Source organism: Nocardia sp. NPDC004415, assembly GCF_053602435.1.
In genome coordinates this window covers 1-26512 of record NZ_JBSGDP010000078.1, presented here as the reverse complement: position 1 = coordinate 26512, position 26512 = coordinate 1, and the positions used below count along the sequence as shown (strand labels likewise).

Genomic DNA, 26512 nt, shown 5'->3' with positions numbered 1-26512 from the left:
GGTGCCGCGGCGTAGGCGACGAAGGAGCAAGCCGCGGCACCTGACCGCCGGGCCTCCCGGGGGCCGCGAACCCGCGGCGCCCGCCGCTATGACCCAGCCCAGGATTCGATGATCGTGCGGGCGATCGAGATGGATCCGGGGACCAGCAGGCGGGCGTCGGTCGCGCGGGCCGACCAGTCGCCGAGTCGCAGGGCCGCGCGGACCTCGTCGCGGGTGAACCAGTGCGCCTCGGCGATCTCGCCGTCGGAGAACACCAGCTCCTGGTTCGGATCGCCGACCGCGGCGAATCCGACCATGAGCGAGCGCGGGAACGGCCACGGCTGACTGCCGAGGTATTCGATCTCGCGCAGGTCGACGCCGACTTCCTCGCGCACCTCGCGTTCCACGCAGTGCTCGAGCGATTCACCGGCTTCGACGAAGCCCGCCAGCAGCGAGAACATGGTCGCGGGCCAGGTGTGCTGGCGGGCCAGCAGGACCCGGTCTGCACCGTCGTGGACCAGGCAGATCACGGCGGGGTCGATGCGCGGGAACTCTTCCTCGCCGGTCTCGGTGAGCCGCGACCAGCCACCGCGTGCCGCGACGGTGGTGGTCCCGTCGCCGCCGTGGAATACGGCACGGTCGTGCCAGTTCAACAGGGCATAGGCGGTGGCCAGCAGGTCGGCGGTGAAATCGTCGACGCCGCCCAGCGCCCGCAGATCCTTCAGGGTGCCGTCGAGCTCGGGCTCCCGCACCGCCCACAGGTGCGCGCCCTCGGCGACCCCGAGGAACACCGCGCCGGCGCCCGGCTCCGCGGCCACCGTGAGCGCCGCGTCGAGCACCACCCCGGAGCCCTCGACCCGCACCTTGCCGCGCGCGTCGACACGCAGCACCTTCGCCTTGCCCCACCCCTCGCGCAGCGCGTCCGGGTCGAGCCGGACGTGCTCGGCCCGATCGATGGTGGAACGCGACAGCAGCGGAACGTCTTTCAGCCGGAACGACACACTGTCGAGCCTAGCCGCTGCGGCTATTTGCCGGTGTGCCGGATGTAGAGCAGCTTGTCGCCGGTCTCGAGCGCGTCGACCTGGGCGTCGCCCACCCGGATCAGCTCGCCGCCGCGCACCACACCCAGCACGATGTCGCTCAGGTGCCGCGGCGAACCACCGATCTCCTGCGGCTCCACCTCGCGTTCGGCGACGGCGAAACCCTGCTCGGGGGTGAGCAGGTCCTCCATCATCTCCACCACGGTCGGCGTGGTGGTCGAGATGCCGAGCAGCCTGCCCGCGGTCTCCGAGGACACGACCACCGAATCGGCGCCCGACTGCCGCACCAGATGGGTGTTCTCCGCCTCGCGGATCGCGACCGAGATCTTGGCGGTCTTGTTCAGTTCGCGTGCGGTGAGCGTCACCAGCACGGCGGTGTCGTCGCGGTTGGTGGCCACCACCACCGCCGACGCGCGCTGCACGCCGGTCAGCCGCAACACATCGGACTTGGTCGCCGACCCGTGCACGGTGACCAGCCCGACCCCGGCCGCTGCCTCCAACGCGACCGCGTCGGTGTCGACGACGACGATGTCGGACAGCTGGACCCCGTCGGCGACCATCGCGTCGATCGCGGTGCGTCCCTTGGTGCCGTAACCGACGACGACGGTGTGGTTGCGCACGGTGTGCCTCCATCGCTGAATCTTGAACGCCTGCCGCGACCGTTCGGTGAGCACGCTGAGAGTGGTGCCGACCAGCACGATCAGGAACAGGATGCGCAGGGGGGTGATGACGATCGTGTTCACCAGGCGCGCCGACGGGGTCACCGGGGCGATATCGCCGTAACCGGTGGTCGACAGCGAGACGGTGGCGTAGTACATGGCGTCGAGGAACGACAACTCGTCGCCGCTGTTGTCGTGATACCCGTCGCGGCCGACGTACACCACGGTCGCCGCGGTGAACAGCAACAGCACCGCGAACAGGACGCGGCGGGTCAGCGAGATCCAGGGGCTGCTCTGGGTGGCGGGAATCCGCAGCAGCCCCACCAGCGCGTAGTCGGGACTGCTGCCCAACCCGACCGGGGTGCGCGTGTCACCGAACATCCAGCGCTCCTGTGTTTTTTGGCGGCTGGTGCCGCGGGGTTCTCGGCCCTGGGGGCCTCGATTCTTCCCTCCTCCGCTCAGTCGCTTCGCTCCATCGCTCCGTCAGTCCAGAATCGAGGCGGCCGAGAACCCGGAAGAGGCCGACCAGTCCAGGACCGGTCGGTGTCGCAAGCGTATCGGCTCATGGTCCTTCGCGACGATCGGTGTCGATCTTTTCCGGCGCGGCGTCGTGGATGAGGCGGGCCAGTTCGGCCGGGCCGGCCAGGTTCGCGGGAGCGATGGTTCGGCCGGTGCGCACGTAATGGAAGGCGGCGCCGACGCGTTCGAGCATCGTCGCCTCGGTCTCGCCGGTGCGCGCGGCCATGAGGCGGGCCCAGGCCAGGCGGTAGACGGCGAGCTGGACGGCGACGGCGGGTTCGTCGGCGGGGCCGGGTTCGGCGCCGGTCTTCCAGTCGACCACGATCCAGCGGCCGCCGGATTCGGCGAACACGGCGTCCATCCGGCCACGGATGACGGTCCCGGCGATGCTGGTCTCGAAGGGGACCTCGACGTCGACGGGGTTGCGGTGTGCCCAGGGTGAGCGCCGGAAGGCGGCCTGCATGGCGGCCAATTCCCGGTCGGCGCGCCCGAGTTCGGCGGCACCGTCGGCGGCGCCGGGCAGTTCGCCGGAGCCCAGCAGCTGGTCGGTGCCGAACCACTGCTGCACCCAGGCATGGAAGGCGGTGCCGCGCCGGGCCATCGGGTTCGGCGGGTACGGCAGGGGGCGACGCAGGCGCGCGGCCAGGCGGGTGGGGTCGGCGCGCAACTCGACCAGCGCCGTGGCGGGGAGCTGGCCGGGCAGTTCCACCTGCTGGTCGGCGAGTTCGGCGGCGGTGAATTCGGCCAGCAGCGCGTCGACGTCGGTGGCCCAGCCGTCCGGGTCGTCGGCGTCCTCGGGCGCGGGCTCGACGGGTGTGTCCCGCAGCCGGTCGAGGGCGGTGCGGACCAGGGCGGCGCCCTGCTCGACGGGGTCGCGACGACTGCCGAGGGGATCGCGCGGCCACTGGGCGGCCGGCGGGTTGTCGGCGAAGGGGTTGACCGCGTCGGGGGCGGGTGGGTCGTCCCAGCGGGCGACGGTGGCCGCGCCGTAGGCCGGGCTGTCGGGGTCGTCGACGGCCTGCTTCAGTTCGAGCAGGAATTCCGATGGGCCGCGCGGGGAGCTGCCGGTCTCGGGCCAGTGATAGGCCGAAACCAGCAGGACCCGTTCGGTTCTGGTGAGCGCGACATAGAACAGACGGCGTTCCTCGTCGAGCCTGCGGGCCTTGAGCGCGGATTTGTGGGCGACGATGGCGCGCTCGAGTTCGGCGCGGTCGGCGAGCCCGGTGAGGTCGAGGACCGGCACCCCCTCGGCGGCGTCGGGCTGGGCGCGGTCGCCGCGCAGGGTGGTCGGCAGTTCGGCGAGCGCGCCCAGCCAGGTACTCAGGGCGGTGCTCGACGGGAACACCGAACCGCTCACGTGCGGGACGGCGACGACCTCCCATTCCAGACCTTTGGCCGCGTGCACGGTGAGGATCTGCACCCGGTCGCGCGCGACCTCCACTTCGCCCGGCTCCAAACCGTTCTCGACGGATTCGGCGGCGGTGAAGAAGGCGAGCAGCCCGCTCAGCGAGGCCCGGGTGTCGGCCGCGTAGCCCGCCACCACATCGGCGAAGGCGTCGAGGTGCTCGCGGCCCGCGCCGCCACCGGCGATGGCCCGCCGGGTCTGGGTCTCGACACCGACACCGATGATGCGTTCGACATCGGCGACCAGCTCGACCAGCGGCTGACCGCTGCGTTCGCGCAGAGCCGCGAGTTCTTCGCTCAGCGCGAGAATGCGCGTGTATCCGGCGTCGGAATACTGGTCCGGCGCACCGGGATCGGCGATCGCGTCGGCGAGACCGGCCTGTTCGGTGGGTTCCGGCGCGACCTCGCGCAGGGCCGACGCGAGGCCCGCGGCATCGGTGATGGCGGTGGCGGTGTCGCCGGACAGGCTGCCGATCGAGAGCATGCGCGCCCTGCGCGCCAGCGCCGCCAGGTCCGCCACGCCGATCCGCCAGCGCGCACCGGTCAGGATCCGCACCGCCGCGCTGCCCGTCCCCGGTTCGGCGATCAACCGCAGGGTGGCGACGATATCGGCGACCTCCGGCGTGGCCAGCAGCCCACCGAGCCCGACGATCTCCACCGGTAATCCCTGCTCGCGCAACGCTTCCGCGAGCGGCGCGGCATCGGCATTGCGCCGGATCAGCACCGCCGAGGTGGGCGGCTCGGCCTCGGCCTCGCGCGCCAGCGCCCACTCCCGCGCGATCCGGGCCGCGACCCAGTCCCGTTCCTGAGCGATCGTTTCGGTGACGGCGAACTCGACCGTGCCCGCCTCCGCCGCGGGCTTGGCCCGCAACGCGTCCACCGTGGCTCCCCCGGCAGCGCGCGCCCGCACCCGCAGCGGATCGGCCACCAGATTCGCCAGTGCCAGCGCCTCGGGCGGATTGCGCCAGCTCGTCAGCAGCGGTAGCACCGGTGCCGGAACATCCGGTGCGACAGGGAAATCGGTCGCGAATCGCGGCAGGTTGGCCGCCGAGGCGCCGCGCCAGCCGTAGATGGACTGCATCGGGTCACCCACGGCGGTCACCGCCAGTGACCGGCCGTTCGCCCCGGCACGCTGACCGTGGTCGTCCGCCGGACGCGTGGTGGCACCGGCCCCCGGGGAATCACGCCGGGCGGCACCGCCGGTGGTGTGGTCGTCGCGGCTGTCCTGATCCCGGTCGCCGGACGCGCCGCCACCGGCTGTCTGCGGTGAGCCCGGCTCGTCCATCGACCAGAGAGTGTCGTTCTCCGGCAGCGGAGTGGGAGCGGCGGCGCGGCGGCGGGTGGGCGGCGCGGCGTGGTGGGGCTGGGCGGCGTCGGCGTCGCCGAACAGGGCCGAGAGCAGCACGCGCTGGGCGTGCCCGGTGTCCTGGTATTCGTCGAGCAGGACCAGCCGGAAGCGGGCGCGTTCGGCGGCGGCGACCTCGGGATGGTCGACGGCCAGGCGCGCGGCCAGCGACATCTGGGAACCGAAATCCAGGGCGCCGCGGCGGTTGAGGGCCTCGTCCAGCTGGCCGACCAGCGGAAGCAGCGCCACGCGTTCGCGCTGGGCGGTGACGATGTCCTGGAGTTCCCTCTTCGGCCCACCGCGCTGGCGCGGGCCCGGTGGCAGCGTGAAGACCAGCTTCTCGAGTTCGGCGTGCGCCTCGGCGAGCTGTTGGGGTTCCACCAGGTGCTCGGCGAGCTGACCGGCCAGCGCCAGCACCGCCTCGGTCACCGAGACCGGCGTGCGGTCGGTGTCGAGGTCGCCGTCCCAGGAGCGCACCACCTCGTGCGCGAGCTGCCAGAGCTGGGTCTGGGTGAGCAGCGCGGCCGAGGGCTCCACCGGCAGCAGCAGCCCGTGCGCGGTGAGCAGCCTGCCCGCGTAGGAGTGATAGGTGCTGATCTCGGGCTCGGCCCCGGCGATCACCGTGCGCAGCGCACCGCTCGGGTCGATCTCGCGCAGCAGCGGCGCGCCCGCCAGCCGGGCCAGCCGGGTGCGGATACGGGCGGTCAGCTGCTGGGCGGCCTTGCGGGTGAAGGTGAGCCCGAGCACCTCGTCGGGGGCGACGAGCTGATTGGCCACCATCCACACCACGCGCGCGGCCATGGTCTCGGTCTTGCCCGCGCCCGCCCCGGCCACCACCAGCGTCGGGCCGGGCGGTGCCGCGATGACGGCCGCCTGCTCGTCGGTAGGCGGGGGCAGACCGAGCGCGTCGGCCAGCCGCTGCGGGGTGACGCGCACGCCGCTCACTCGTCGGTCACCTGCCGTCCGGTGTCCTGCACCGGGCAGCTGCCCGCGACCGGACAGTGCCTGCACCCGTCGTTGCGCACCGCCAGATACTCCGGCCCTCGGGTCGCGTCGGCGGCGTCGTGAATCGTGGTGCGCCACTTGTCCAGACCCTCGCCGTCGAGGGCGGTCTGCTCGCGTTCGGTGGCCCCGGTCCTGGTGTTGCGCTTGGCGACATAGACCAGCCGGGCGCCGCCGGGCTCGCCTGCGGCGGCGTCCTCGTCCTCGTCCAGCGCGCCCTCGGCGGCGGCGACCTGATAGGTGGCCAGCTGCGCGTGCTCGGCCACGTCCTTGGCGCTGACCGGCGTCTTGCCGGTCTTCACGTCGACGATCACGAAGCGCCCCTGCGCATCCCGCTCCAGCCGGTCGATGCGTCCACGGATGCGCACCGCGCGTTCGCCCTCGGCGCGGGCGGGCAGCACGCAGTCCACCGGTACTTCCACGCCGGCCTGGGTGAGTTCGCCGCGCGTGCTCCGCACCCAGGCGAGGAAGGTCTCCAGCATGGCCTCGGTGCGGCGCAGCTCCTGGCGGGAATGCCAGCCGGTGGCCGGGTCGACGGCCTTCCACGCCTGATCCAGCGCGGCGCGGACCTGCGCCTCCGGCACGTCACCGGCCAGCGCCTGCACCAGGGTGTGCACGAGATTGCCCTTGAGGGCGTGCGGGTTGTCGCCGTCGGTGCCGCCGTGACGTTCCAGTGCCCAGCGCAGCGGGCAGGTGCGCAGCAGTTCCACCGTGGACGGCGACAGGCCGATGGGGGAATCGTCGTCGTCCCAGAGTTCACGCCGGGAGCTGAGTTCGGCGGTGCCGTACCAGTTGTCGGGATCGGTGCCGGGCACCCCCGCGTCGGCGAGGCGGGCCAGTTGGTGAGCCGCGCGGGCGCGACGGTCCGGGTCGGCGCCGGGATCGCAGACCACGCCGCGTAATTCGGCGACCAGCGCGTGCATCACCAGGGCGCGGCCAGGATCGGCGACCGGCAGGGCGCCGGGTTCGCCGGTGTCGTCGTCGCCGAGCAGTTCGGTGAGGAAACGCGAGGGCACCAGATCCTGGTCGCCCGCCGCCGACTCGACCGCGGTCACCAGCAGGGAGCGGCGGGCGCGGCTGCACGCCACCAGCAGCAGGCGCCGTTCCTCGGCGAGGATCGGCGCGGCCCGGCTGGTGGTGGCACCCGGGTCCACCCCGGCGACCAGGTCGACGAGGTCCTCGGTGTGCAGCAGGGTGCCGCGCGCGCGGGGGTTGGGCCAGATGCCTTCCTGCACCGCGGCCACCGCCACCACGTCCCACTCGCGGCCCGCCGCCGCGTGCGCGCTGAGCAGCGACACGGCCTCGCCCTCGGCGGCGAGCGGCCTGCCCTGCTGCGGAATCTGCTGGTGCAGCAGATATTCGACGAATCCCTCGATGCTCGCGCGCGGCAGCCGGTCGACGTAACCCGCTGCCGCGTCGAACAATTCGACGGCCGCGTCGAGATCACGGTCGGCCTGCATACCGGCCGCGCCGCCACGCCGCGACTGGCGGAACCAGCGCCGTTCCAGCCGCGAACTCGTCCACAGGGTCCACAGCACGTCTTCGAGTCCCTGCCCCCTCGACCGGGTTTCCTCCGCCTTGCGCACCGCGCGCAGGACCCGCTGCAAGGGAGCGGCCTCCACCTCGGTGAGCCGGTCGAGCAGACGTTCCTCGCCGATCCCGACGATCAGGTCGCGCAGGATCTCCGCCGAGGACTGGTCGATGAGCGGCACCGCCGGTGGCTCCGGTTCGGGCCGAGGTGGGCCCGCGACCGGCGGCGGCGCGGTGGGCGGGGTTTCGGCGTCGAGGAGGTCGATGTCGTCGGGGAGGTCCTCGGCGCTGTCCCAGGCGGGTTCGGGGTCGGGGCGCAGCGGGTCGTCCGGATCGGGTTCGGGCGGGAGCCAGTCGTCGTCCAGCGGGTCGGGATCGGGCAGTTCCGGTGGGGGCGGCGGTGTCTCGTCCCACAGCAGGAACTGTTCGGTGTCGTCGGCGTCGGGATCGGTGGTGGTGAGCCCGGCGCGTTCGAGGTCGAGCACGCCACGGCGCACCCCGCGACGCAACCGGCGCAGCGCGATCTGGTCGGCACCGCCGAGCGGGCCCGACAGCAGGTCCATGGCGTCCTCGGGCGAGAACATCGCGTCGATCGCCCGACGCGAACCGGGCCGCGACGGGTCACCGGCCAGCAGCACCCGCAGCGCCAGCACCATCCACGCCGCACCGCGTCGCCGGGCCAGTGGTTCGGCCACCGCGGGCCTGCGCACCGGCACCCCCGCCGCCAGCAGCGCCCGCCGCAGCGGCGCCAGCGACAACGGCACCGACCGCACGATCACCGCCATCTCCGACCACGGCACCCCGTCGGTCAGATGCGCGCGCCGCAGGTGATCGGCGATCAGCGCCGCCTCTTTGGCGGTGGTCCCCAGCACCCGCACCCGCACACTCGCCTCGGGCGCCATGGACGGGGCAGGGTCGTCCGCATCGTCCTCACCGAACAGACCGATCGGAAGTTCACCCGAATCCGGCTCGGTGACAGCGTCTTCGGACACCTCGGTCCGCTGCCCCGGCAGCACCCGGTGACGCGCGCTGCCCGGCAGCCGGGCGGCGATACGGGCGGTGGTCAGGCGGATGGGCTCGCCGCTGCGGTGGTTGTGGCGCAGGACGATCCGGCGTTGCGGGGTGGTCGCGAGGTCGGTGAGGAAGGCCGGGTCGGCGCCGCGGAAGGTGAACACGCTCTGGTCGGGGTCGCCGGTGACGACGGTGCTCGCCGGGCCGGTGCCGATCGCGCGCACCAGCAGGGCCGCCTGCGGGTCCAGGTGCTGGGCGTCGTCGACGAGCAGGTAGCGGATGCGGTCGCGTTCGGCGGCGAGCAGATTGCGGTCACCGGCGAGCGCGTCGAGGGCGGCGCCGACGAGTTCGGCGGCGTCGAGGGCAGGCGCGGTGGCCTCCGGCGCGGTGACGCCGACCGACCAGCGCAGCATGGAGGCCTGTTCGTAGCGCTCGAAGAACCGGCCCGCGGCGATCCAGGCGTCGTTGTCGTGCTCGCGGCCCAGGTCCATCAGGTCCTCGGGGCCGAGGCCACGTTCGGTGGCCCGGAGCATGAGGTCGCGCAGTTGTTCGGCGAAGCCGCCCAGGGTGAGCGCGGGCTGTAGCCGCGGCGGCCACAGCCCGGTGGCGCCCGCTTCGATGTCGGCGAGGTCGCCGCGCAGCATTTCGCGCAGCACCGCGTCCTGTTCGGCGCCGGTGAGCAGACGCGGCGGCGGATTGCCGTGCAGGTCGGCGTGGCGGCGCAGCACCGAGAAGGCATAGGAGTGCAGCGTGCGCACCATCGGTTCGCGGCTGGCGCCGGGGATGCCGCCCGCGTGCGGACCGAGCTGGGTGGTGATGGCGTCGCGCAGGGCCGCGGCCGCGTGCTTGGTGTGGGTGAGCACCAGTACCGATTCGGCGTCGGCGCCCGCGCGGACGCGGGCGGTGACCAGGTCGACCAGCAGCGCCGTCTTGCCGGTACCCGGACCGCCGAGCACCTGCCACGGCGACCAGCCGGGCCGGGCGGGGGCGGGCTGGGCCTGTTCGTCGAACAGCGCGCGGACAGCGGCGCCCCAGGCCCGCGGCCGGGGCGCCCGTGTCGTTCGGCGCACAAGTCGCACCGAGCTATCCGATCGCACCACATCGGCTATTGCAACAGACCCCTCCGACACGCCACCGCCACCCCACGCGGGGGACACGCTGCGCCCCGGTGCGCGACCGGCCAGAATGGCAGTCGTGTCCTCGCTTCATGTGCACCGGTTCGGCCCCGCCGACGGTCCCGTCGTCCTCGCCCTGCACGGTCTGACCGGGCACGGCAACCGCTGGGAGAACCTCGCCACCGAGCATCTGCCGCAGGCTCGCGTGCTCGCCCCCGACCTGCGCGGACACGGCCGTTCCACCTCGCTGCCGCCGTGGGATTTCGAGACGATCGTCGACGATCTGGCCGAGTTGCTGCGCGCCGAGACCACCGAGCCCGTGGTGGTCGTCGGGCACTCCTTCGGCGGCGCGGCGGGCATCCGGCTGGCCCGGCAGCACCCCGAACTGGTGCGCGCGCTCGTGCTGCTCGACCCGGCGCAGGGCATCGACGCGAAGCTGATCGAGCAGATCGCCGCCGCCAACCTCGCCTCCCCCGACTACACCGATGTCGCCGAGGCCCGCTCCGACAAACACGTCAGCGCCTGGGGCCCCGAGGAAGTCGACCCGGCGATCCTGGAACGCGAACTGGCCGAGCACCTGGTGCCCACGACCGGTGGCCGGGTGGGCTGGCGGATGTTCCAGCCCGCCATCACCTCCTACTGGGGGCAGCTCGCGCGCCCGGCCGTCCTCCCGCCCGCCGGTCTGCCGACCGTGCTGGTGCGCGCGGCCAAGGTGAGCCCGCCGTATGTGAGCGCCGAGTTCCGCACGGCGCTGGCCGCGCACCTGGGCGAGAAGCTCACCGCCTACGACTGGGACTGCGACCACATGGTCGCCCAGGCCCGCCCCGCCGAGACCGCCGCCCTCATCGCCGCGGTGCTCTGACGCGATGGCCGCCACCACGGAGGAGCAGGTCGAACGCGTCCGCGCGTTGGTCGCCGCGATCCCGCCCGGCCGGGTCGCGACCTATGGCGACATCGCCGCCGCCGCGGGCCTGTCCTCGGCGCGCACCGTCGGCTGGATCATGCGCACCGACTCCGCCGACCTGCCCTGGCACCGCGTCCTCGGCGCCTCCGGCCGCCCCGCCGCCCACCTGGCCACCCGCCAGCTGCGCCTGCTCGCCGAAGAGGGCGTCCCCATCACCGACGGCCGCGTCGACCTGCGCACGGCCCGGCTGTGAGCCCCCACTCAACCTGACGACGGCCGTCGCAGCAGCCCGGAACTCCGCGCCGCGATACCGCAGCCTGAATCGACCAGGCCACAACCGTCGCGGACCGAGGCGGTGGCGGGCGTCGCCGCGCGGGGTGGGGTGCGCGGCGGGGCATCCGGGCCGGACGCGATTAGCATCGAAGACGTGCTGATCCTGCGATTCCGTCTCCACCGATGACCGCCGCCGAGGCGATCGTGCTCGCCGGTGGGCGGGCCAGCCGGATGGGCGGGGTGGACAAGCCCGCCATCGTGGTGGGCGGGCGCTCGATGCTCGCGGTGGCGCTGGACGCGGTGGGCAAGTGCGGCGCGGTCGTCGTGGTCGGGCCGCAGCGCCCGGAGCTGGCGAGCACCATCGGCCAGGTGCGCGAAGCCCCGCCCGGATCGGGGCCGGTGGCCGCGATCGCGAGCGGGCTGGCCGCACTGCCGCGCGAGGGCGCCCCGTGGGTCGTGGTGCTCGCCGCCGACATGCCGTTCCTCACCGCCGACACCGTCGACGAATTGTTGCGCCACGCCGCCGGATCGAGCGCCGACGCCGTCTTCGCGATCGACGCCGCGGGCCGCCCGCAATACCTGGTCGGCGTGTGGCGACGCACCGCCCTGGCCGCCGCCGTGGCGGCACTGGACTCCCCGGTGAACCAGCCGATGAAGGCCATCGTCCCCACCGACCCCCTGCTGGTCGAACTCCCCGACACCGGCGACTGCGACACCGAGGACGAGGTCCGCCGCGCCCGCGCCCGCCTGGCCGCCGAACGCGCGACCACCCGCCTCGATCTCACCGAGGCCAGAGCCGTGCTTGCGGCCGAGTCGACCCCGCTGGTCGCCTACGAGGCCGCCCTCGGCGAGGTCCCCGGCGCCACCTTGGCGGCCCCACTGATCGCGGCGGGCGCGCTGCCCCGCTTCGACGTGTCGGCGATGGACGGCTACGCCGTCGCCGGGGACGGCCCGTGGGTCCTGCGCCGCGACATCGGCTTCGCCGGCGGGGCCCGCCCGGCCGGGCTGGGCGCGGGTGAGGCGGTGCGCATCGCCACCGGCGCGCACGTCCCCGACGGCACCACCTCGGTACTGCGCGACGAATTCGCCATGATCACCGGCGAGCACCTCGCCCGCCGCCCCGACACCCCCGTCCGCGGCGACATCCGCCGACGCGGCGAGGACCAGCTACCGGGCGACGTGGTCGCCCCCGCGGGCACCCGGGTCAGCGCGGCCCTGCGCTCGGCGGCCGCCTCGGTGGAGGTCACCACCGCCGAGGTCCGCGGCCCGGTGCGGGCGCGCATCGTGATGACCGGTGACGAGATCCGCGCGACCGGCCCCCTGCAGTCCGGGCAGACGCGTGACTCGATCGGCCCGGTCCTGCCCGACCTGCTCGCCGGACTCGGCGTGCGCGTACTCGACCGCGTGCACCTGCGCGACACCGAACACGGTTTCGACGAGATGCTCACCGCCACCGAGGGTTTCGATCTGCTGGTGGTGGTCGGTGCGACCGGTGGCGGCGCCGCCGACCAGCTGCGCACCGCGCTCGCCCGCGCCGATGCCCACGTCCTCGTCCCGAGACTCGCACTGCGCCCGGGTGGTTCGACGATCGTCACCGAACTGCCCACGGGCCCAACGGTGCTCGGCCTGCCGGGCAACCCGTTCGCCGCTGTCGCCGTGCTGCTCGCGCTGACGCCCGCGATCGTGGCCGGACGCACCGGAGCGCCGCCGCCGCGCACCGTCGTCGGCCCCCTGCACAATGCCGCGGCCATCGCGGGCCCGGTCCAGCGCATCACCCCCGCCCGCTACGCGCCGGAGGGCGGCTGGCTCGGCGAGGCGAATGTCCGCACCGCGCATCTGGCCGGGCTGATCGACTACGACGGTCTGGTGCTCGTCGGACCCGACGCCGCCGACGGCGACCGCGTCGAATTCCTCCCACTCCCCTGCTGAGGAAGCATGGACACGCCGCTTTCGCGCAGGTAGAGACCCTATTTTGCCGTCAGCTGTTCCCCTGCACCGTATCGATGCCTATCGTGGATCCAGTCAGGCGTAGCCCGCCCTGCACCACGAAGACGGACCGCGTCGGACGTGCATTAGGCGAATTACTCATCCCTCGGAAAGGACCGTGTGGAGAATGGCTGACAAGTCGAAGAAGACGCCTAAGAAGATGCCCAAGCAGATGCCGCGCCAGCAGCAGCAACAGCGGCAGGAGCAGGGCGAGAACATGCAGGGCGGCACGCGAGCCGGCCAGGACGAACGGCGTGAACCGCGCCGCCCCGGCCATCTCTGATATCCGTGTGTCGACGAGCCGCCGGAACTGTTTCCGGCGGCTCGTCCACGTCAGGCCCCGACCCGCGTCCGCGCGCTCGCCGCGGATTCGTCCCGCCCCCGCCGAGCCGTCGCCGGATCGGGCACCGGCACCGCGTCGAGCAGGCGGCGGGTGTACTCCTGAGCCGGTGCGGCGAACACGGCGCGCACCTCGCCGGTTTCGACGATCCGGCCCTGCCGCAGCACCACAACCCGGTCGGCGACCTGATGCACAACCGCCAGATCGTGGCTGATGAACAGGCTCGCGAAGCCGTATTCGGCGCGTAGGTCGGCGAACAGGTCGAGTACCTGCGCCTGCACGGAGACATCGAGCGCGCTGGTCGGCTCGTCGGCCACCAGCAGCCGCGGCGCCAGCGCCAGCGCCCGCGCGAGCGCCACCCGCTGACGCTGCCCACCGGACAGCTCGCCGGGCCGCCGCTGCGCGTAATCCCGTGGCAGCCGGACGGATTCGAGCAGGTCCCCGACCCGCGAGCGCAGCAACGCACCCGAGGCCACCCGGTGCACCCGCAGCGGCTCCCCGATCGCGTCCTCGACACTGCGGCGCGGATCGAGCGAGGCGCTCACATCCTGATGCACCAGCGCGACGTGTTTGCGCAGCCCCCGCAGCTCCCTCGGTGACAACCCCGCCAGCGAAACCCCTTGCAGGGTCACCGTTCCCGAGGTCGCGGGCACCAGCCCGAGCGCCGTGCGTCCGAGCGTCGACTTCCCCGACCCGGACTCACCCACCAGCCCGAGCACCTCGCGCGGCCCGAGATTCAGCGAGACATCCTGTAGCGCCGGGAATTCCGCGCCACCGTGACTGCCCGGATACACCACCGACAGCTCGTCGATCCGTAGTACCTCCGCGTACTCGCGCTCCCCGGTACCGCCCCCCTTCTCGGCCACCACCGCGGGCCCCCGCAACACCACCCGCCGCAGCAAACCGCGAACCCCGGGTACCACCGCGCCGGCCTCGCCCGACGGCCCCTCATCCGCCGAATCCGCCGGTGCTACCGCACGATCCGACTCGGCTGCCGGGCGATCGTTCTCCACCTCGCCATCGGCGAGCGCGGCACCGTCGGTCGGCCCCGCGCTCTCCGCGGCCACCGGGCCACCCACCGGCACGTCATCGCCGGCCACGCCAGCACTCTCGCCGTGCTCTGCACCCTCCGATTCCACAGACTCACCCGAGTCACCGATCGTCTCGGCCTCGGCCGACGGCACGGAATCGACCGCACGCACACCACCCCGCACCGTCACCGCGGGCAATCGCGGCACCGCGGCACCGCGGCGAGCAGGGTGCGCGTGTACTCCTCGCCCGGCTCGGCGAACAGCCCGAACACCGTCTGCTCCTCGACCACGCGCCCCGCGTTCATCACCACCACCCGGTCGGCGATCTCGGCGACCACACCGAGGTTGTGGGTGATGAACAGTGTGGCGGTGCCGCGTTCGCGTTGCAGGGTGCGCAGCAGGTCGAGGATCTCGGCCTGGACCGTCACATCCAGGGCCGTGGTCGGTTCGTCGGCGATGAGCAGGGCCGGGTCGCCGGACAGGGCCAGGGCGATGACCACACGCTGTTTCTGCCCGCCCGAGAGCTGGTGCGGGTACCAGTCCAGGCGCTGCTCGGGTTCGGGCAGGTCGACGGCGGCGAGCAGCTCGATCGCACGGGCCTTCGCGGCCGCCTTGTCGGTGACGCCGTGCGCGCGCAGGGCCTGCGCGAGCTGGGTACCGATCTTCTGCACCGGATTCAACGCGGTCTGCGGTTCCTGGAACACCATGGCCGCCGCGGTGCCGCGCAACTCGCGCAGCGCCGATTCGGTGGCCCCGACGACCTCGGTGCCGGCCAGCCGGACCGAGCCCGTCGCGTGCGCGGTCTCGGGCAGCAGACCCAGCACCGACCGCGCGGTGAGGGACTTGCCCGACCCGGACTCGCCGACCAGCGCGACCACTTCGCCCCGGTGGACCCGCAGGCTCACCCCGTCGACCACGGTGCGCGTGCCGAAGAGCACGGACAGTTCATCGATGTCGAGTACCGGCGCGGTGCTCATGCTGTTCTCCTTGCCCGGCCCAGGGCCTGGGCGATCAACAGGAAGCCGAGCGTCAGCCCGGCCACCACGGTCAGCGGCCCGATCGCCATCCACGGGTTGGCGTCGAGATTGGCGATCGATTCGCCGATGAGCGCGCCGAGCGAGGGCTGCGGCGGCCGCACCCCGATGCCGATGAAGCTCATGGCGCCCTCGATGAACACCGCCATCGACAGCGACAGCGCGAACTGCACCCCGAGCGGCTCGAGCACATTGGGCAGCACGTGCTTGCGCAATGTCCACCAGGTGTCGGCGCCGATCACCTCGGATGCCTCGACGAAGGGCTGCTCGCGCACCGCGAGCACGGCGGTGCGGATCTGGCGGCCGAACAGCGGGATCTCGGTGGCCACGATGACGATCACCACCGCGTGCCAGCCGGGTCCGGTGATCGCGGCCAGCGCGATGGCGAAGATGAGCGCGGGGAAGGCCAGGATCAGGTCGAAGGCCCGCTGCACGGCCACATCGGCCCACGGGTTCACCGTGGCGAGCAGCCCGACCACCGAGCCGATCACCGCGCCGATCGGCACCGCGATCAGCACGATCAGCAGGTCGATGCGGATACCGGCGAGCACGCGGGCGGCCACGTCGCGGTTCAGATGGTCGGTGCCGAGCCAGTGTTCGGCGCCGGGGCCGAGCAGGTTGGCACCGGGGATCTGGGTGAGCGGGTCGTAGGAGGTGAGCAGTCCGGCGAAGACACCCAGCAGGGCGATCACCGCGATCAGCAGCACTCCGGCCAGCCCCTGCCCCTTGGTCAGGGCGGCGGACAGCCCAGCGCGGCGAACCGAATCGACCTGCACCGGAGCGGTTTTCGTCGCGGTCATGCCTTTCCTCCGATCCGGACGCGCGGGTCGAGCCAGGCGTGGGCGATATCGGTGAGCAGCTGGATGATGACGAACACCGCCACCGACAGCAGCAACAGCACCTGCACCACCGGATAGTCGCGGCGGCTGATGCCCTGTTCGATGAGCTGCCCGATGCCGGGCCAGACGAAGGCCGCCTCCACCAGCACGGCCCCGCCCAGCAGCTGCCCGGTCTGCAGGCCGAGCACGGTGAGCATGGTCGGCAGCGCGTTGCGCAGCGCGCCCCTGGTGACGATCTCGCGGTGCGCGACGCCGAGCGAACGGGCCGTCAGCACATACTGTTTGCCGAGTTCGGTGCGCAGCGATTCGGTGAGGAAGCGGGTCAGCGCCGCCGCCACCGGCAGCGCCAGGCAGATAGCGGGCAGCAGCAGGTACTGCACCGCGATATCGGGGCGGGCGATGAACCCGTCCGGCGGCACCCCACCGGCGGGCAACACCGGAATCGCCACCGCGAACACCAGCACCAGCAGCGGGCCCACCACGAAGGTCGGCAGGGCCACCGCGACCGTATTGGCCGCGGCGACAACACTGTTGAGCCACTTGCTCGGCCACAGCACCGAGGCCAGCGACACCGCCAGGCTCACCACCACGGCCAGCACCAGCGCGCTCACCGTGAGCACGAGGGTGTTGGTCAGACCGCGGCCGACCAGGTCGGTGATCTGCCCGCCGATGATGTAGGAGCGGCCCAGGTCGAGGGTGAACAGGTCGCCCAGCCAGCTCAGGTACTGCACCGGAATCGACCGGTCCAGCCCCAGCTGGTGGCGGATGGCCGCGATCGATTCCGGGGTCGCGTCATTGCCCGCGAGGATGGTGGCCGGATCGCCGGGCACCAGGCGCAGCAGCAGGAAGATCAGCACCGAGGCGCCGAACAGCACCAGCAGTGCCGAGGGCAGCCGGCGCAGCACATAGCCCGTCATGACAGGAAGGTGTCGGTGAGCAGGGTTTCCCTGCGCTTGGTCCAGCCGAATCCGTGCACCTTGTTCGACCCGGCGAACTGCTGGTAACGCACCCCGATCTCGATCAGGAACAGGCCCTCGAGCAACTGGTCGCTGACAGCCTGGAAGGCCCGCACGGCCTCGGGCCCGGTGCCCTGCGGCAGCTTCCAGGCCGCGTCGGCGGCCGCGGTGTAGGCGGGCGAGTCGTAGCGGGAGGCATTGCGCCGGGCGTTGAACGGGTAGGCGCTCACCGTCAGCGTCGAGGGCACGAACTGCGCCCACGAGTGGTCGGTGACCCACAGACCGCGGAACTGCTGGCCGGTGAGCTGCTTGACGAAGGTGGCGCCGTCGACCGGATCGAGGGTGACCTCGATGCCCGCCTCGGCCAGATTGGCCTGCACGATCTGGGCGAGCTCGTCGTAGCCGGGAGCGAAGGTCAGCGGCAGCACCGGCGGCTTACCCACCTGCGCGACAAGCGCTTTCGCCTTGCCGACATCGCGGCTGTAGCGGGTGTTGCGCGACTCGTCGTAGGCGGGCGAGTTCTTCGGCCACGGCACATTGAGCGGGTAGCCCGAGCCGCGGAACACCTCGGCGATGATGCGCTCGCGGTCCAGCGCGAAGGCGATGGCCTGGCGGATGCGCACATCGGCCAGCGCGGGCTCGGTGACGTTCACGCCCACATACGCCTGCAGTTCGGCACCCTCGAGATCGTGGACCTTGTACCCGCCGGACTTGGCAAGGTTCTCGGTGTCGCGATAGTTGAGTTCCCTGGCCAGCGAGATCTGGCCGGACTTGAGCGCGTTGAGCAGGGCCTGCGGGTCGGCGATGATCGAGACCTCCACCCGGTCCAGGTAGGGCCGGTCGGGCACCCGGTAGGCGGGGTTCTTCTCGAAGACGATCTGCGAGTTGGGAATTCGCTGCACGTACTTGAACGGCCCGGTGCCGATGTACTTCTCGCCGCTGCCGAGCTGGTCGATGCTCTCGCTGTCGAGGATAGGCACGGTGTCGAGCAGGTCGTAGACATTGCTGAGCGGGTGCGCGAACTGCAACGTGATCCGGGTCGGCGAGACGATGTCGAAGCCGGTGACCGCCGCGGCGCTGCTGCGCAGCTGCGCCGACCACTTGGCGTCGGCGTAGGTGCGGATCGAGAACTCCACGTCCTTGGCGGTGAACTGGCGCCCGGAGTGGAAGGTGACGTCGTCGCGCAGGTCCAGGCTCAGCGAGCGGCCGTCGGCGGCGAGCTGCCACGACTTCGCCAGCAGCGGTTGCGGTTCCAGCTTGTCGTTGGGGTAGCGGAGCAGCGATTCGTAGACCAGGCCGATCAGCACCGGGGTGGCGCCGGTGTTGGTGAGCAGGTTCGCCGGGGCGAGGTCGTCGCGGATGCCCACCTTCAGCGTGCCACCGCGCACGGGGGTCGCGTCGTCACCGCCTGCCTTCTGTTCCTGGACGGCCGAGGTGCACGCCGCCAGCGCCGCGCCACCGAAGATGGCGGCGGCGGCGATCCCGCCGGCGCGCAGGAAGTTACGGCGGTCGAAGCCGCCGGGGGTAGAGCTCATCGTGAGGATCCTCGAGGATTCGGCGCGTACGCACGCACCGGCAGGGCGGGGGAACAGTCGGCTCGACACGGCCGCACACCGCGGCGGGTCAGCCGCGCGGGACGCGACACGAACAGCAGCAGGACGGGTCCTGCGTGCGCTCCTCGCAGGGAGCGGCGGGCTGGTTCGTGGGCATGGCTGGAACGCTAACAAGGTGTGCCCGGGGCGGTCACCGATTGCGCGCACCGTGCATATAACCCTGGTGACCTGTGGGAATTCCGCATTTACTGCGAGTATGCCAGTCCCCTCCCATGCCCGTGGTTACGAATCCTTCGGCGGCAAGGCCGCGCGCACGTCCGCCGGGTCGTCGCCCCAGTGGACCTCTCCGCCGACCGCGCCCGCCGGTGCGCCCAACATCGTCGTCGTCCTCGTCGACGACATGGGTTACAGCGATATCGGCCCGTTCGGTTCCGAGATCGAGACCCCGACGCTGGACCGGCTGGCCGAGCGCGGGGTGCGGCTGTCGAACTACCACACCACCCCGCTGTGCTCGCCCTCGCGCGCGGCGCTGCTGACCGGGATCAACTCCCACCGTGCGGGTTTCGGCTTCGTCGCCAATGCCGATCCCGGCTACCCCGGCCTGCGCCTGGAACTGGCCGACGACGTGCTCACCCTGCCGGAGATCCTGCGCGGCAACGGGTACGCCACCTACGCGGTGGGCAAGTGGCACCTGGTGCGCGACGCCACGATGAACCCGGCCGCGCACCGCGATTCCTGGCCCACCCAGCGCGGTTTCGACCGCTACTACGGATCGCTGGAAGGCTTGAACTCCTTCTACTACCCGAATCAGCTGGTCTCCGACAGCTCGGTGGTCGATGTCGAGGAATACCCGGAGGGCTACTACCTCACCGACGATCTCACCGACAAGGCGCTGTCCTACATCAAGGACCTGCGTGCCCACGACGCCACCAAACCGTTCTTCCTCTATTTCGCGCACGTGGCCATGCACGGCCCGCTCCAGGCCAAGCCGGAGGACCAGGCCAAATACCGGGGCCGCTACGCCGAGGGCTGGGACGAGCTGCGCCGCAAGCGGTTCGCCGAGCAGCTCGCGCAGGGCCTGTTCCCGCCGGGCACCCAGCAGAAGCCGCGCAATACCGAGCCGGGTTACGAAGCAGCGGAATGGGATTCGCTCTCGGCCGACGAGCAGCGCCGCTACGCCAAGTACATGGAGGTGTACGCGGGCATGGTCGACAGCATCGACCAGAGCCTGGGCCGCATCGTCGACCTGCTCGAGGATCTCGGCGAACTCGACAACACCATCATCGTGTTCACCTCCGACAACGGCGGCACCGCCGAGGGCGGCCCGGAGGGCACCCGCTCCTACTTCGCCGAGTTCGCGCACATCGACGATCCGGAGTGGATCGGCGACGTGCCGCACGACGAGGACCTGATCGGCACCGCGAGGCTGGGCGTGCACTATCCGCGCGGCTGGGGCCAGGCGTCCAATACCCCGTTCCGGTTCTACAAGGGCCAGACCTTCGCCGGTGGCGTGCGGGTGCCGCTGATCGTGTCGTGGCCGAAGGGACTGCCGCGCACCGAGGCCGACGCGGGCATCCGCCACGAGTACGCCTACGTCACCGACCTCGCCCCGACCCTGCTGGAGCTGGCCGGACTGGAACGACCCAGCGTGCGTAACGGGCTGCCCGCCAAGGACTTCGACGGCGTCTCGGCCGCCGACCTGCTGCGCGATCCGGTCGCACCGACCCGGCACACCGAGCAGTACTCGGAGATGACCGGTCACCGCGGCTTCTACCGCGACGGCTGGAAACTGCTCTCGCTGCACGAGGCCGACGCCGATATCGACGCACCGCACTGGCAGCTGTTCGACGTGCGCGCCGACCCCACCGAACTGCACGACCTGTCCGCGGAGTATCCCGAGAAGGCCGCCGAACTCGCCGCCGCCTGGGACGAATCAGCCTGGGCGAACACGGTGTTCCCGCTGCTGACCCGCGCCGATCTGTTCCGCCGCCGCCCCGAGGAGGCCCGCTTCGCCGCACCGGTCCGGCTCCTGCCCGGCACCCCCACACTGGAGCGCTACCGCTCCCAGCGACTCATCGCCTACCGCGACTTCACCATCACCGCCGACCTGACCGGTCGACGGGTCCCGGGGGCGACCCCGGCGACCGGCGCCACACCGAACAGTGTGGGCACCTCCGGCAGCGCGGACGCGGCGGGCCGGAACGCCGAGGCCGTCCCGGTGAGCGAGGGATTCCGTGCGGGGGACGAGGGTGTCCTCGTCGCGCACGGTGATCCGCTCGGCGGGTACCTGCTCTATGTCGAGAACGACGAGGTCGTGTTCGGTGTCAACAGCTACGGCCGCTACGCCTCGGTGGCGGCCCCGCTGCCGAGCGGCACCAGGGTGATCACCGTGCGCGCGGCGATCCGGCCGCACCTGCGCTGGGACTTCGTCGTCGAAGCCGACGGGGTCGCGGTCGCCGAGCTCACCGATCAGGTGCAGCTCGTCGGCATGGCACCGTGGACCGGCATCTCGGTCGGCGTCGACGCGCGCGGCCCGGTGTCGTGGGACCTGCGCGAACGCCGCGGCGCCTTCCGCTACACCGGCGCGCTGCGGGCCGTCACCTACACCCCCGGCCCCATCCAGGTCCCGCAGACCACCATCGACGCCGTGGAACGGGAGGCGGAGTACGTCGCCGAGTAGACCCGCGCTCTCCGACCGCGAAGAACAGGGTCGGCCCCGGACACGGCCGCCACAGCGGGTGATCACCTGTCCGGGGCCGGGGGTGACGGTCGGGTGGGGTCGGATACCGTTGACCAGGCACTACTACGCCGGACGTGAGGTTAGGACGAGGATGGACGACAGCTCGCTCACCTGGGATGACGGAGCACTGCTCACCATCGACCAGCGCGGGTTGCCGCACGAGGTGCGCGAACTGCGCCTGGAGACCGTCGACCAGATCATCGACGCGATCACCACCCTCGCGATCCGCGGTGCCCCGGCGATCGGCATCGCGGGGGCCTTCGGTGTGGTCATCGCGACGCGCGCCCACACGACCGGTCCGGCGGTCAGTGGTGCGGAGGCAGGCTCGACGGGCGTGGTCGATGTGGCCGCGGTGCAAGCCGAGGCGGATCGGATCGCGGCGGCCCGGCCGACCGCGGTGAATCTGATGTGGGCGGTGCAGCGGGTACGGGCCCGGATCGCCGACGGTGCCGACGCGGTGCTCGCCGAGACTCTGGACCTGCTCGCCGAGGACGGCCGGGTGAACCTCGCCGCCGCCACCCACGCCGCCGACCTGGTGCAGCGCCTGTGCGGTGACCGGCCGCTGCGCCTGCTCACCCACTGCAATACCGGTCGCCTGGCCACCAGCGCGGTGGGTACCGCGATCGGCGCGCTGCGGGTGCTGCACGAGCGCGGGGCGGTCGCCGACGTGATCGTCGACGAGACCCGCCCGCTGCTGCAGGGCGCCCGGCTCACCGCCTGGGAACTGGCCGAGGCGGGCATCCCGCACCGGCTCACCATCGACTCCGCCGCCGCCTGGGCCATGGCCACCGGCCAGGTCGACGCGGTCCTGGTCGGTGCCGACCGGATCACCGCCAACGGCGATGTCGCCAACAAGATCGGCACCTTCGCCCTGGCCCTGGCCGCCCGCCACCACGGCATCCCCTTCATCGTGGTCGCCCCCGAATCCACTCGCGACCCCGCCATGGCCACCGGCGCGCAGATCGTGGTAGAGCAGCGCGCCGCCCCGGAGGTCACCGGATTCGGCGGCGTCGAGACCGCCCCGGCCGGCACCGCCGTCTTCAACCCGGCCTTCGACGTCACCCCGGCCGACCTGGTGACCGCCGTGGTCACCGAAACCGGTGTCGTCTACCGCAATACGGACCGTCCTACGGCCGAGCCGGCCGGGGCGATCGCCGCCATCGCGCGGCAGCTCTACGGGCGCGGGTGGATGCCGGGAACGGCGGGCAATATCTCGGTGCGCGTGGCCGACGACGCCCTGATCACCGCCAGCGGCTTGTCCAAAGGTGAACTCGGCGAAGAGGATATGGTGCGCGTCGCCATCGCCGATACGACCGCACGGCCGGGGCAGCACCGGAAACCCTCCGCGGAGACCAGCATTCACACCGCCGTCTATCGCACCACCGGCGCGCGCGCCGTGGTGCACGTACACTCCCCCTTCGCCACCGCCTTCGCCACCACGGCGGTGCCGTCGGCCGAGCAGGTGCGCATCGTGCCCGTCAGCGGGTTCGAACTGCTCAAGGGCTTCGGCGTGGCCGATCCGTCGGCCGTCGGCATCCCGGTGTTCCCGAACTGGCCCGACGTGCCGCGCATCGGTGCCGACATCGAAGCCTTCCTGCGCGAGAACCCTTCCGCCCCACCGATTCTGTGCATCACCGGGCACGGCATCACCACCTGGGGTGACACTCTGTCCCAGGCGCGCGACCGCGCCGAATGCCTGGAAGCCCTGTGCGAGTTGATCGCCCGCACCGGGCGCACCACCGCTGCCTTGCCTCCCGAGATCGGATAGACACATGACCCTGCTGCAAGTGATGGCCGCCGGCGACGCCACCGAGGTGCGCGTGCGCACCACCGACACCGCCGAGATCGGCACCGAACTGGCGAAGCACGGCATCGCCTACTCGCACTGGCCCGTGCTCGACGACGCCGCCACCACCGACTCCGAGACCCTGCTGGCCCACTACGCCCCGCAGATCGCCGAACTCAATGCCTCGGGCCGGTACCGGCACATCGACATCGCGCGCATCCACCCCGACGCCGACAACCCCGACTGGCCCGCCACCGCAGCGGGCGCGCGCGCCAAGTTCCTCGACGAGCACCGGCACGCCGAGGACGAGGTGCGCTTCTTCGCCGCCGGTCGCGGCTGCTTCTACCTGCACCTGGGCGAGGCCGTGCTGGCCACCGTCTGCGAGGCGGGCGATCTGCTCTCGGTCCCCGCGGGCACCCTGCACTGGTTCGACATGGGCACCACCCCCGACTTCATCGCCATCCGCTTCTTCGAGGAGGCCGACGGCTGGATCGGCGACTTCACCGGCGACAAGATCAGCGCGGGTTTCCCCACCCTCGACGACCTGCTCGCCGCCTCGTGACCCGGGCGATCGTCCTCGACATCGAGGGCACGACCAGCCCCACCGACTCGGTTCGCACCGACCTCTACGGCTACACCGCCGCCCGGCTGCCCGCCTGGCTGGCCGAGAACATCGGCGGCGCCGCCGATCCCGTCCTCGCGGGCACCCGCGAGCTGGCCGGTGAGCCGGACGCCGACCCGGAGCGCGTCGCCGAGATCCTGCGTGGCTGGCTGGAATCGGATGTGAAGGCCGAACCGCTCAAGGCCGCCCAGGGCGCCATCTGCGCGCAGGGCTTCCGGGCGGGCGCGCTGCACGGCCGCTTCTTCGCCGACGTGGCGCCCGCGCTGGCCGCCTGGCACGACGCCGGGCTCACGCTGTACGTGTACTCCTCGGGATCGGAACGCAATCAACGGGATTGGTTCACCTTCGCCGAACCGGGCGACCTGTCCGGGCTGATCGCGGGCCACTACGACCTGGTGAGCGCGGGCCCGAAACGCGAGCCCTCGTCCTACGACCTCATCGCCGAGAGCATCGTGGTGCCCGCCGCGGAGATCCTGTTCCTGTCCGATCACCCCGACGAGCTCGACGCGGCCGTCACGGCGGGCTGGCAGGTGGTCGGGGTGCACCGGCCCGGTGAGCCGAATCAGCCACGGCCACCGCATCATTGGGTGAGCTCGTTCGCCGACGTCGACGTCACCGGACCTCGCCGATGACCCTGCCGGGAGCACCCGTCGTCGACGCCCGGTGGGTCCAGCCGGCGCCCGCACTGCCCCTCCCGCCGCGTCCCCACACCGTGTTCACCGCGGTGCCGGGCACCGCCGCGCGGCTGGCGAACCAGGGTGCGCTCCGGGTCGCGTTGCGTCCGGGTCCGCTGTTCACGCTCGTCCTCGCGCTCATCGTGCTGGTGCCGATGGCGGTCATCGGCGAGATGTGGCTGCTGGCCGTCGCGGCACCGGTGGTCGGCATCGGCACACCCGTGCTCGGCTACGTGACCGCCCGGCGGCGGCTGCGCCGGTCCTTCGACGTGATCTGCGCGCCGGGCGCGACCATGGCGGTCCAGCTCGGGCCCGACGCGCTCGATATCGGCGACGCGCACTCCTACGTGCGGCTGGACTACGAACGGATCAGCGCGGTCCGCACCTCCGGCGCGGTCGTGGCGCTGCGGGTGGACAACCGCCTGCGGCTCACCTTCCCGCGTGAACTGTTCCCCGCGCCGATGGCCGAGTACCTGCGCCACCTGATCTGGCATCGCGGCAATCCCCAGCACGGCGCTCCACCACCACTGCCGCCACTGCCCACCCTGCTGCACCCGCAGGCGGCGCTGGTCGCCGACGAGACCACCGCGCGCACCCTGTTCGCCGCGGAGATCCGCGAACCACTCGCCCGGCCGGGGGTCCTGATCCGGTTCGGCCTCGGCGCCGTCGCCACCACCGGACTGATCGGCTGGCTGGTCGGGCCCGGCTGGACGGCGCTGCCGATCCTGATGTTCGCGATCATGGTCTACGGCACCGTCCGCGCGATCCGCAGGCCCGGGCCCGAGGCCGCGCGGACCGTCCGGCACGCGGTTCCCGGGTCGGTCCTGGCCACCCAGTTCGGCGCCGATGCCCTGGTCTACCAGACCCGGACCCATCTGCTGCGCACCCGCTACGCCGACATCACCACCCTCGCCCTGCGCCGGGACGTGGCCGTCGTGACGAACATCAGCGGCCTGACCGTACTCCCCCGCGAACTCGTGCCCGCGGACGTCGTCGCCCGGCTGCGCGAGCTCGGCGTCACCGTCGTGGAGCGTTGACGCGCAACAGTTTTCAGCCGACGTGGGCGCGGACCGGTCCCAGCTTGCCGCGCTGCACCGTCGCGAACACCCGGCGGGCGTGGACCGCGACGGGACCGGTCGACCACGGGGCGAGCGTGGTGGTGAACATCAGTTCGCACCACGACAGCGCCGGGATCTCGCCCGCGGCCAGGGTGGCGATGAGCGAGAGTTCGGTGTCGTGGCCGAGCCAGGCGGCCACCAGCCAGGAGGCGTCGAGGCGGCCGAGGAACTCCGCGGCGTCCTCGGGCGGGCCGTGCGGGGTGTCGACGGCGAGATGGACGACCGCGGCCACGGCGTGACGCATCTTCGCGTCCATGCCGATCGCGTCGTGCAGCAGCAGGCTCTCCAGGGCCGAGCGCAGTTCCGTCCAGGGATCGTGAGCGTGTTCGGGCATGAGCGGCCTTTCCTGTGATTCGGTCTGCTGGTCGAGTCCACCGGAGATCGACCGGAGGGCCGGGGTCGCCTGCGCTTCGGCGGGGTCGACCAGGCCGGTGAGCGGGCCCGCGGTCCAGTCCAGCCTGCCGAAGGCATGGCACCAGTCCAGTGCCGGATTGTCGTCGGTGACAATGATGTCGAGCGCCAGCCCGGCCATCGACGCGGTGCAGGCCAGGGTGACCACGTCGAGTCCCGGCTCGCTCACCGTCAGATGCAAGGTGGCCCCCGACAGCGCGAGGTCTTCGCCGGCGCGCCCGGCCAGCCAGATCGCGCGACCCGCCGCGCCCATGGTCGCGGCGAGCCGATCGCCGCGTGGATGATCGGTATCGGCCTCGACGAAGGGGCCGTACCAGAGCGCTCTCCCCTCCGCGTCGCAGACCGCGAATGTGTCCGACACGCTGTCACCCGCCGCCGCCAGACTTATGTGAGCGTCCTGCCCCTGCTCGGTCACCCTCATCTGTGTTCCCCGTTTTCCGATTCGAGATGAATATCGGTGCACTTCTCATCCAATCGACCAGGAACACTCTTGTCCACCGGGACCCGGAAACCGTCGTCCCCCGGTGAGGTACCACCACCGGCCAGTGAGCCTTTTTCATCCTGCTGCCTCGGCCTGACGCTCGCGGTCCTGCAGTACTCCGATCGCCTTGACGAGCCGAGTCGTCTTGTCAGGACAACAT

At 72.0% G+C, this 26512-nt stretch carries 18 protein-coding genes and 1 pseudogene; 9 read left to right on the top strand and 10 right to left on the bottom strand.

The window, feature by feature from the left end; translation table 11 throughout:
• Positions 1 to 86 precede the first annotated feature (86 nt).
• From nudC to ACWEMY_RS26475, 4 genes are all read right to left on the bottom strand, one after another.
• Positions 87 to 980, bottom strand: coding sequence for an NAD(+) diphosphatase (gene nudC, locus ACWEMY_RS26490; protein ID WP_452392207.1), 894 nt, complete (start codon positions 978 to 980; stop codon positions 87 to 89).
• 23 nt (positions 981 to 1003) lie between these two features.
• Positions 1004 to 2059 (bottom strand): potassium channel family protein, encoded by a 1056-nt coding sequence (locus ACWEMY_RS26485; protein ID WP_452392206.1) that lies wholly within the window; start codon positions 2057 to 2059, stop codon positions 1004 to 1006.
• Between the two features lie 181 nt (positions 2060 to 2240).
• Positions 2241 to 5891 (bottom strand): ATP-dependent helicase, encoded by a 3651-nt coding sequence (locus ACWEMY_RS26480; RefSeq protein WP_452392205.1) that lies wholly within the window; start codon positions 5889 to 5891, stop codon positions 2241 to 2243.
• Positions 5888 to 9559, bottom strand: a complete 3672-nt coding sequence (locus ACWEMY_RS26475) for an ATP-dependent helicase (RefSeq protein WP_452392204.1) — start codon at positions 9557 to 9559, stop codon at positions 5888 to 5890. The genes ACWEMY_RS26480 and ACWEMY_RS26475 overlap by 4 nt, the downstream gene beginning before the upstream one ends.
• 115 nt (positions 9560 to 9674) lie before the next feature.
• Here ACWEMY_RS26475 and ACWEMY_RS26470 point away from each other — a divergent pair, with 115 nt between their 5' ends.
• The 4 genes from ACWEMY_RS26470 (at position 9675) to ACWEMY_RS26455 (ending at position 13050) form a co-directional block, all read left to right on the top strand.
• Entirely contained in the window at positions 9675 to 10466 is a 792-nt protein-coding gene (locus ACWEMY_RS26470; protein ID WP_452392203.1) for an alpha/beta fold hydrolase, read from the top strand.
• A gap of 4 nt (positions 10467 to 10470) precedes the next feature.
• A complete protein-coding gene (locus tag ACWEMY_RS26465) occupies positions 10471 to 10761 on the top strand; it encodes an MGMT family protein (protein ID WP_278263453.1) in 291 nt (96 codons plus the stop codon).
• Between the two features lie 203 nt (positions 10762 to 10964).
• Positions 10965 to 12710, top strand: coding sequence for an NTP transferase domain-containing protein (locus ACWEMY_RS26460; RefSeq protein WP_452392202.1), 1746 nt, complete (start codon positions 10965 to 10967; stop codon positions 12708 to 12710).
• Positions 12711 to 12894: 184 nt separating this feature from the next.
• The gene (locus tag ACWEMY_RS26455) at positions 12895 to 13050 is read left to right on the top strand and encodes a hypothetical protein (protein ID WP_375929600.1); all 156 of its coding nucleotides are present in this window, start codon (positions 12895 to 12897) and stop codon (positions 13048 to 13050) included.
• Positions 13051 to 13100: 50 nt separating this feature from the next.
• On the opposite strand, the gene ACWEMY_RS26450 is transcribed toward ACWEMY_RS26455, so the two are convergent.
• The 5 genes and pseudogenes from ACWEMY_RS26450 to ACWEMY_RS26430 all read right to left on the bottom strand — a co-directional run bounded on the left by ACWEMY_RS26450 (position 13101) and on the right by ACWEMY_RS26430 (position 18502).
• Entirely contained in the window at positions 13101 to 14207 is a 1107-nt protein-coding gene (locus ACWEMY_RS26450) for an ABC transporter ATP-binding protein (RefSeq protein WP_452392201.1), read from the bottom strand.
• A 137-nt stretch (positions 14208 to 14344) separates the two neighbouring features.
• Positions 14345 to 15115 (bottom strand): annotated as a pseudogene (locus tag ACWEMY_RS26445) (ATP-binding cassette domain-containing protein); the annotation flags it as partial.
• The gene (locus ACWEMY_RS26440) at positions 15112 to 15972 is read right to left on the bottom strand and encodes an ABC transporter permease (protein WP_452392200.1); all 861 of its coding nucleotides are present in this window, start codon (positions 15970 to 15972) and stop codon (positions 15112 to 15114) included. The pseudogene ACWEMY_RS26445 and the gene ACWEMY_RS26440, both read right to left, overlap by 4 nt.
• Positions 15969 to 16928 carry an ABC transporter permease gene (locus ACWEMY_RS26435; RefSeq protein ID WP_452392199.1) on the bottom strand — a complete coding sequence of 320 codons (960 nt, stop codon included), beginning with the start codon at positions 16926 to 16928 and terminating at the stop codon, positions 15969 to 15971. Before ACWEMY_RS26435 ends, ACWEMY_RS26440 begins: the two co-directional genes overlap by 4 nt.
• The gene (locus ACWEMY_RS26430) at positions 16925 to 18502 is read right to left on the bottom strand and encodes an ABC transporter substrate-binding protein (RefSeq protein ID WP_452392198.1); all 1578 of its coding nucleotides are present in this window, start codon (positions 18500 to 18502) and stop codon (positions 16925 to 16927) included. Before ACWEMY_RS26430 ends, ACWEMY_RS26435 begins: the two co-directional genes overlap by 4 nt.
• 274 nt (positions 18503 to 18776) lie before the next feature.
• On the opposite strand from ACWEMY_RS26430, the gene ACWEMY_RS26425 reads away from it, so the two are divergent.
• From ACWEMY_RS26425 to ACWEMY_RS26405, 5 genes are all read left to right on the top strand, one after another.
• A complete protein-coding gene (locus ACWEMY_RS26425) occupies positions 18777 to 21200 on the top strand; it encodes an arylsulfatase (protein WP_452392197.1) in 2424 nt (807 codons plus the stop codon).
• 151 nt (positions 21201 to 21351) lie between these two features.
• Positions 21352 to 23028, top strand: a complete 1677-nt coding sequence (gene mtnA / locus ACWEMY_RS26420; protein WP_452392196.1) for an S-methyl-5-thioribose-1-phosphate isomerase — start codon at positions 21352 to 21354, stop codon at positions 23026 to 23028.
• A 4-nt stretch (positions 23029 to 23032) separates the two neighbouring features.
• Positions 23033 to 23608: a 1,2-dihydroxy-3-keto-5-methylthiopentene dioxygenase gene (locus tag ACWEMY_RS26415; protein WP_375929607.1), complete on the top strand. Its 576-nt coding sequence runs from the start codon at positions 23033 to 23035 to the stop codon at positions 23606 to 23608.
• Entirely contained in the window at positions 23605 to 24300 is a 696-nt protein-coding gene (gene mtnC / locus ACWEMY_RS26410; protein WP_452392195.1) for an acireductone synthase, read from the top strand. Before ACWEMY_RS26415 ends, mtnC begins: the two co-directional genes overlap by 4 nt.
• A complete protein-coding gene (locus ACWEMY_RS26405) occupies positions 24297 to 25379 on the top strand; it encodes a hypothetical protein (RefSeq protein WP_452392194.1) in 1083 nt (360 codons plus the stop codon). The genes mtnC and ACWEMY_RS26405 overlap by 4 nt, the downstream gene beginning before the upstream one ends.
• Before the next feature lie 13 nt (positions 25380 to 25392).
• Here the strand turns inward: ACWEMY_RS26405 and ACWEMY_RS26400 are convergent, their stop codons facing one another.
• Positions 25393 to 26232, bottom strand: a complete 840-nt coding sequence (locus ACWEMY_RS26400; protein ID WP_452392193.1) for a hypothetical protein — start codon at positions 26230 to 26232, stop codon at positions 25393 to 25395.
• Positions 26233 to 26512 lie beyond the last annotated feature (280 nt).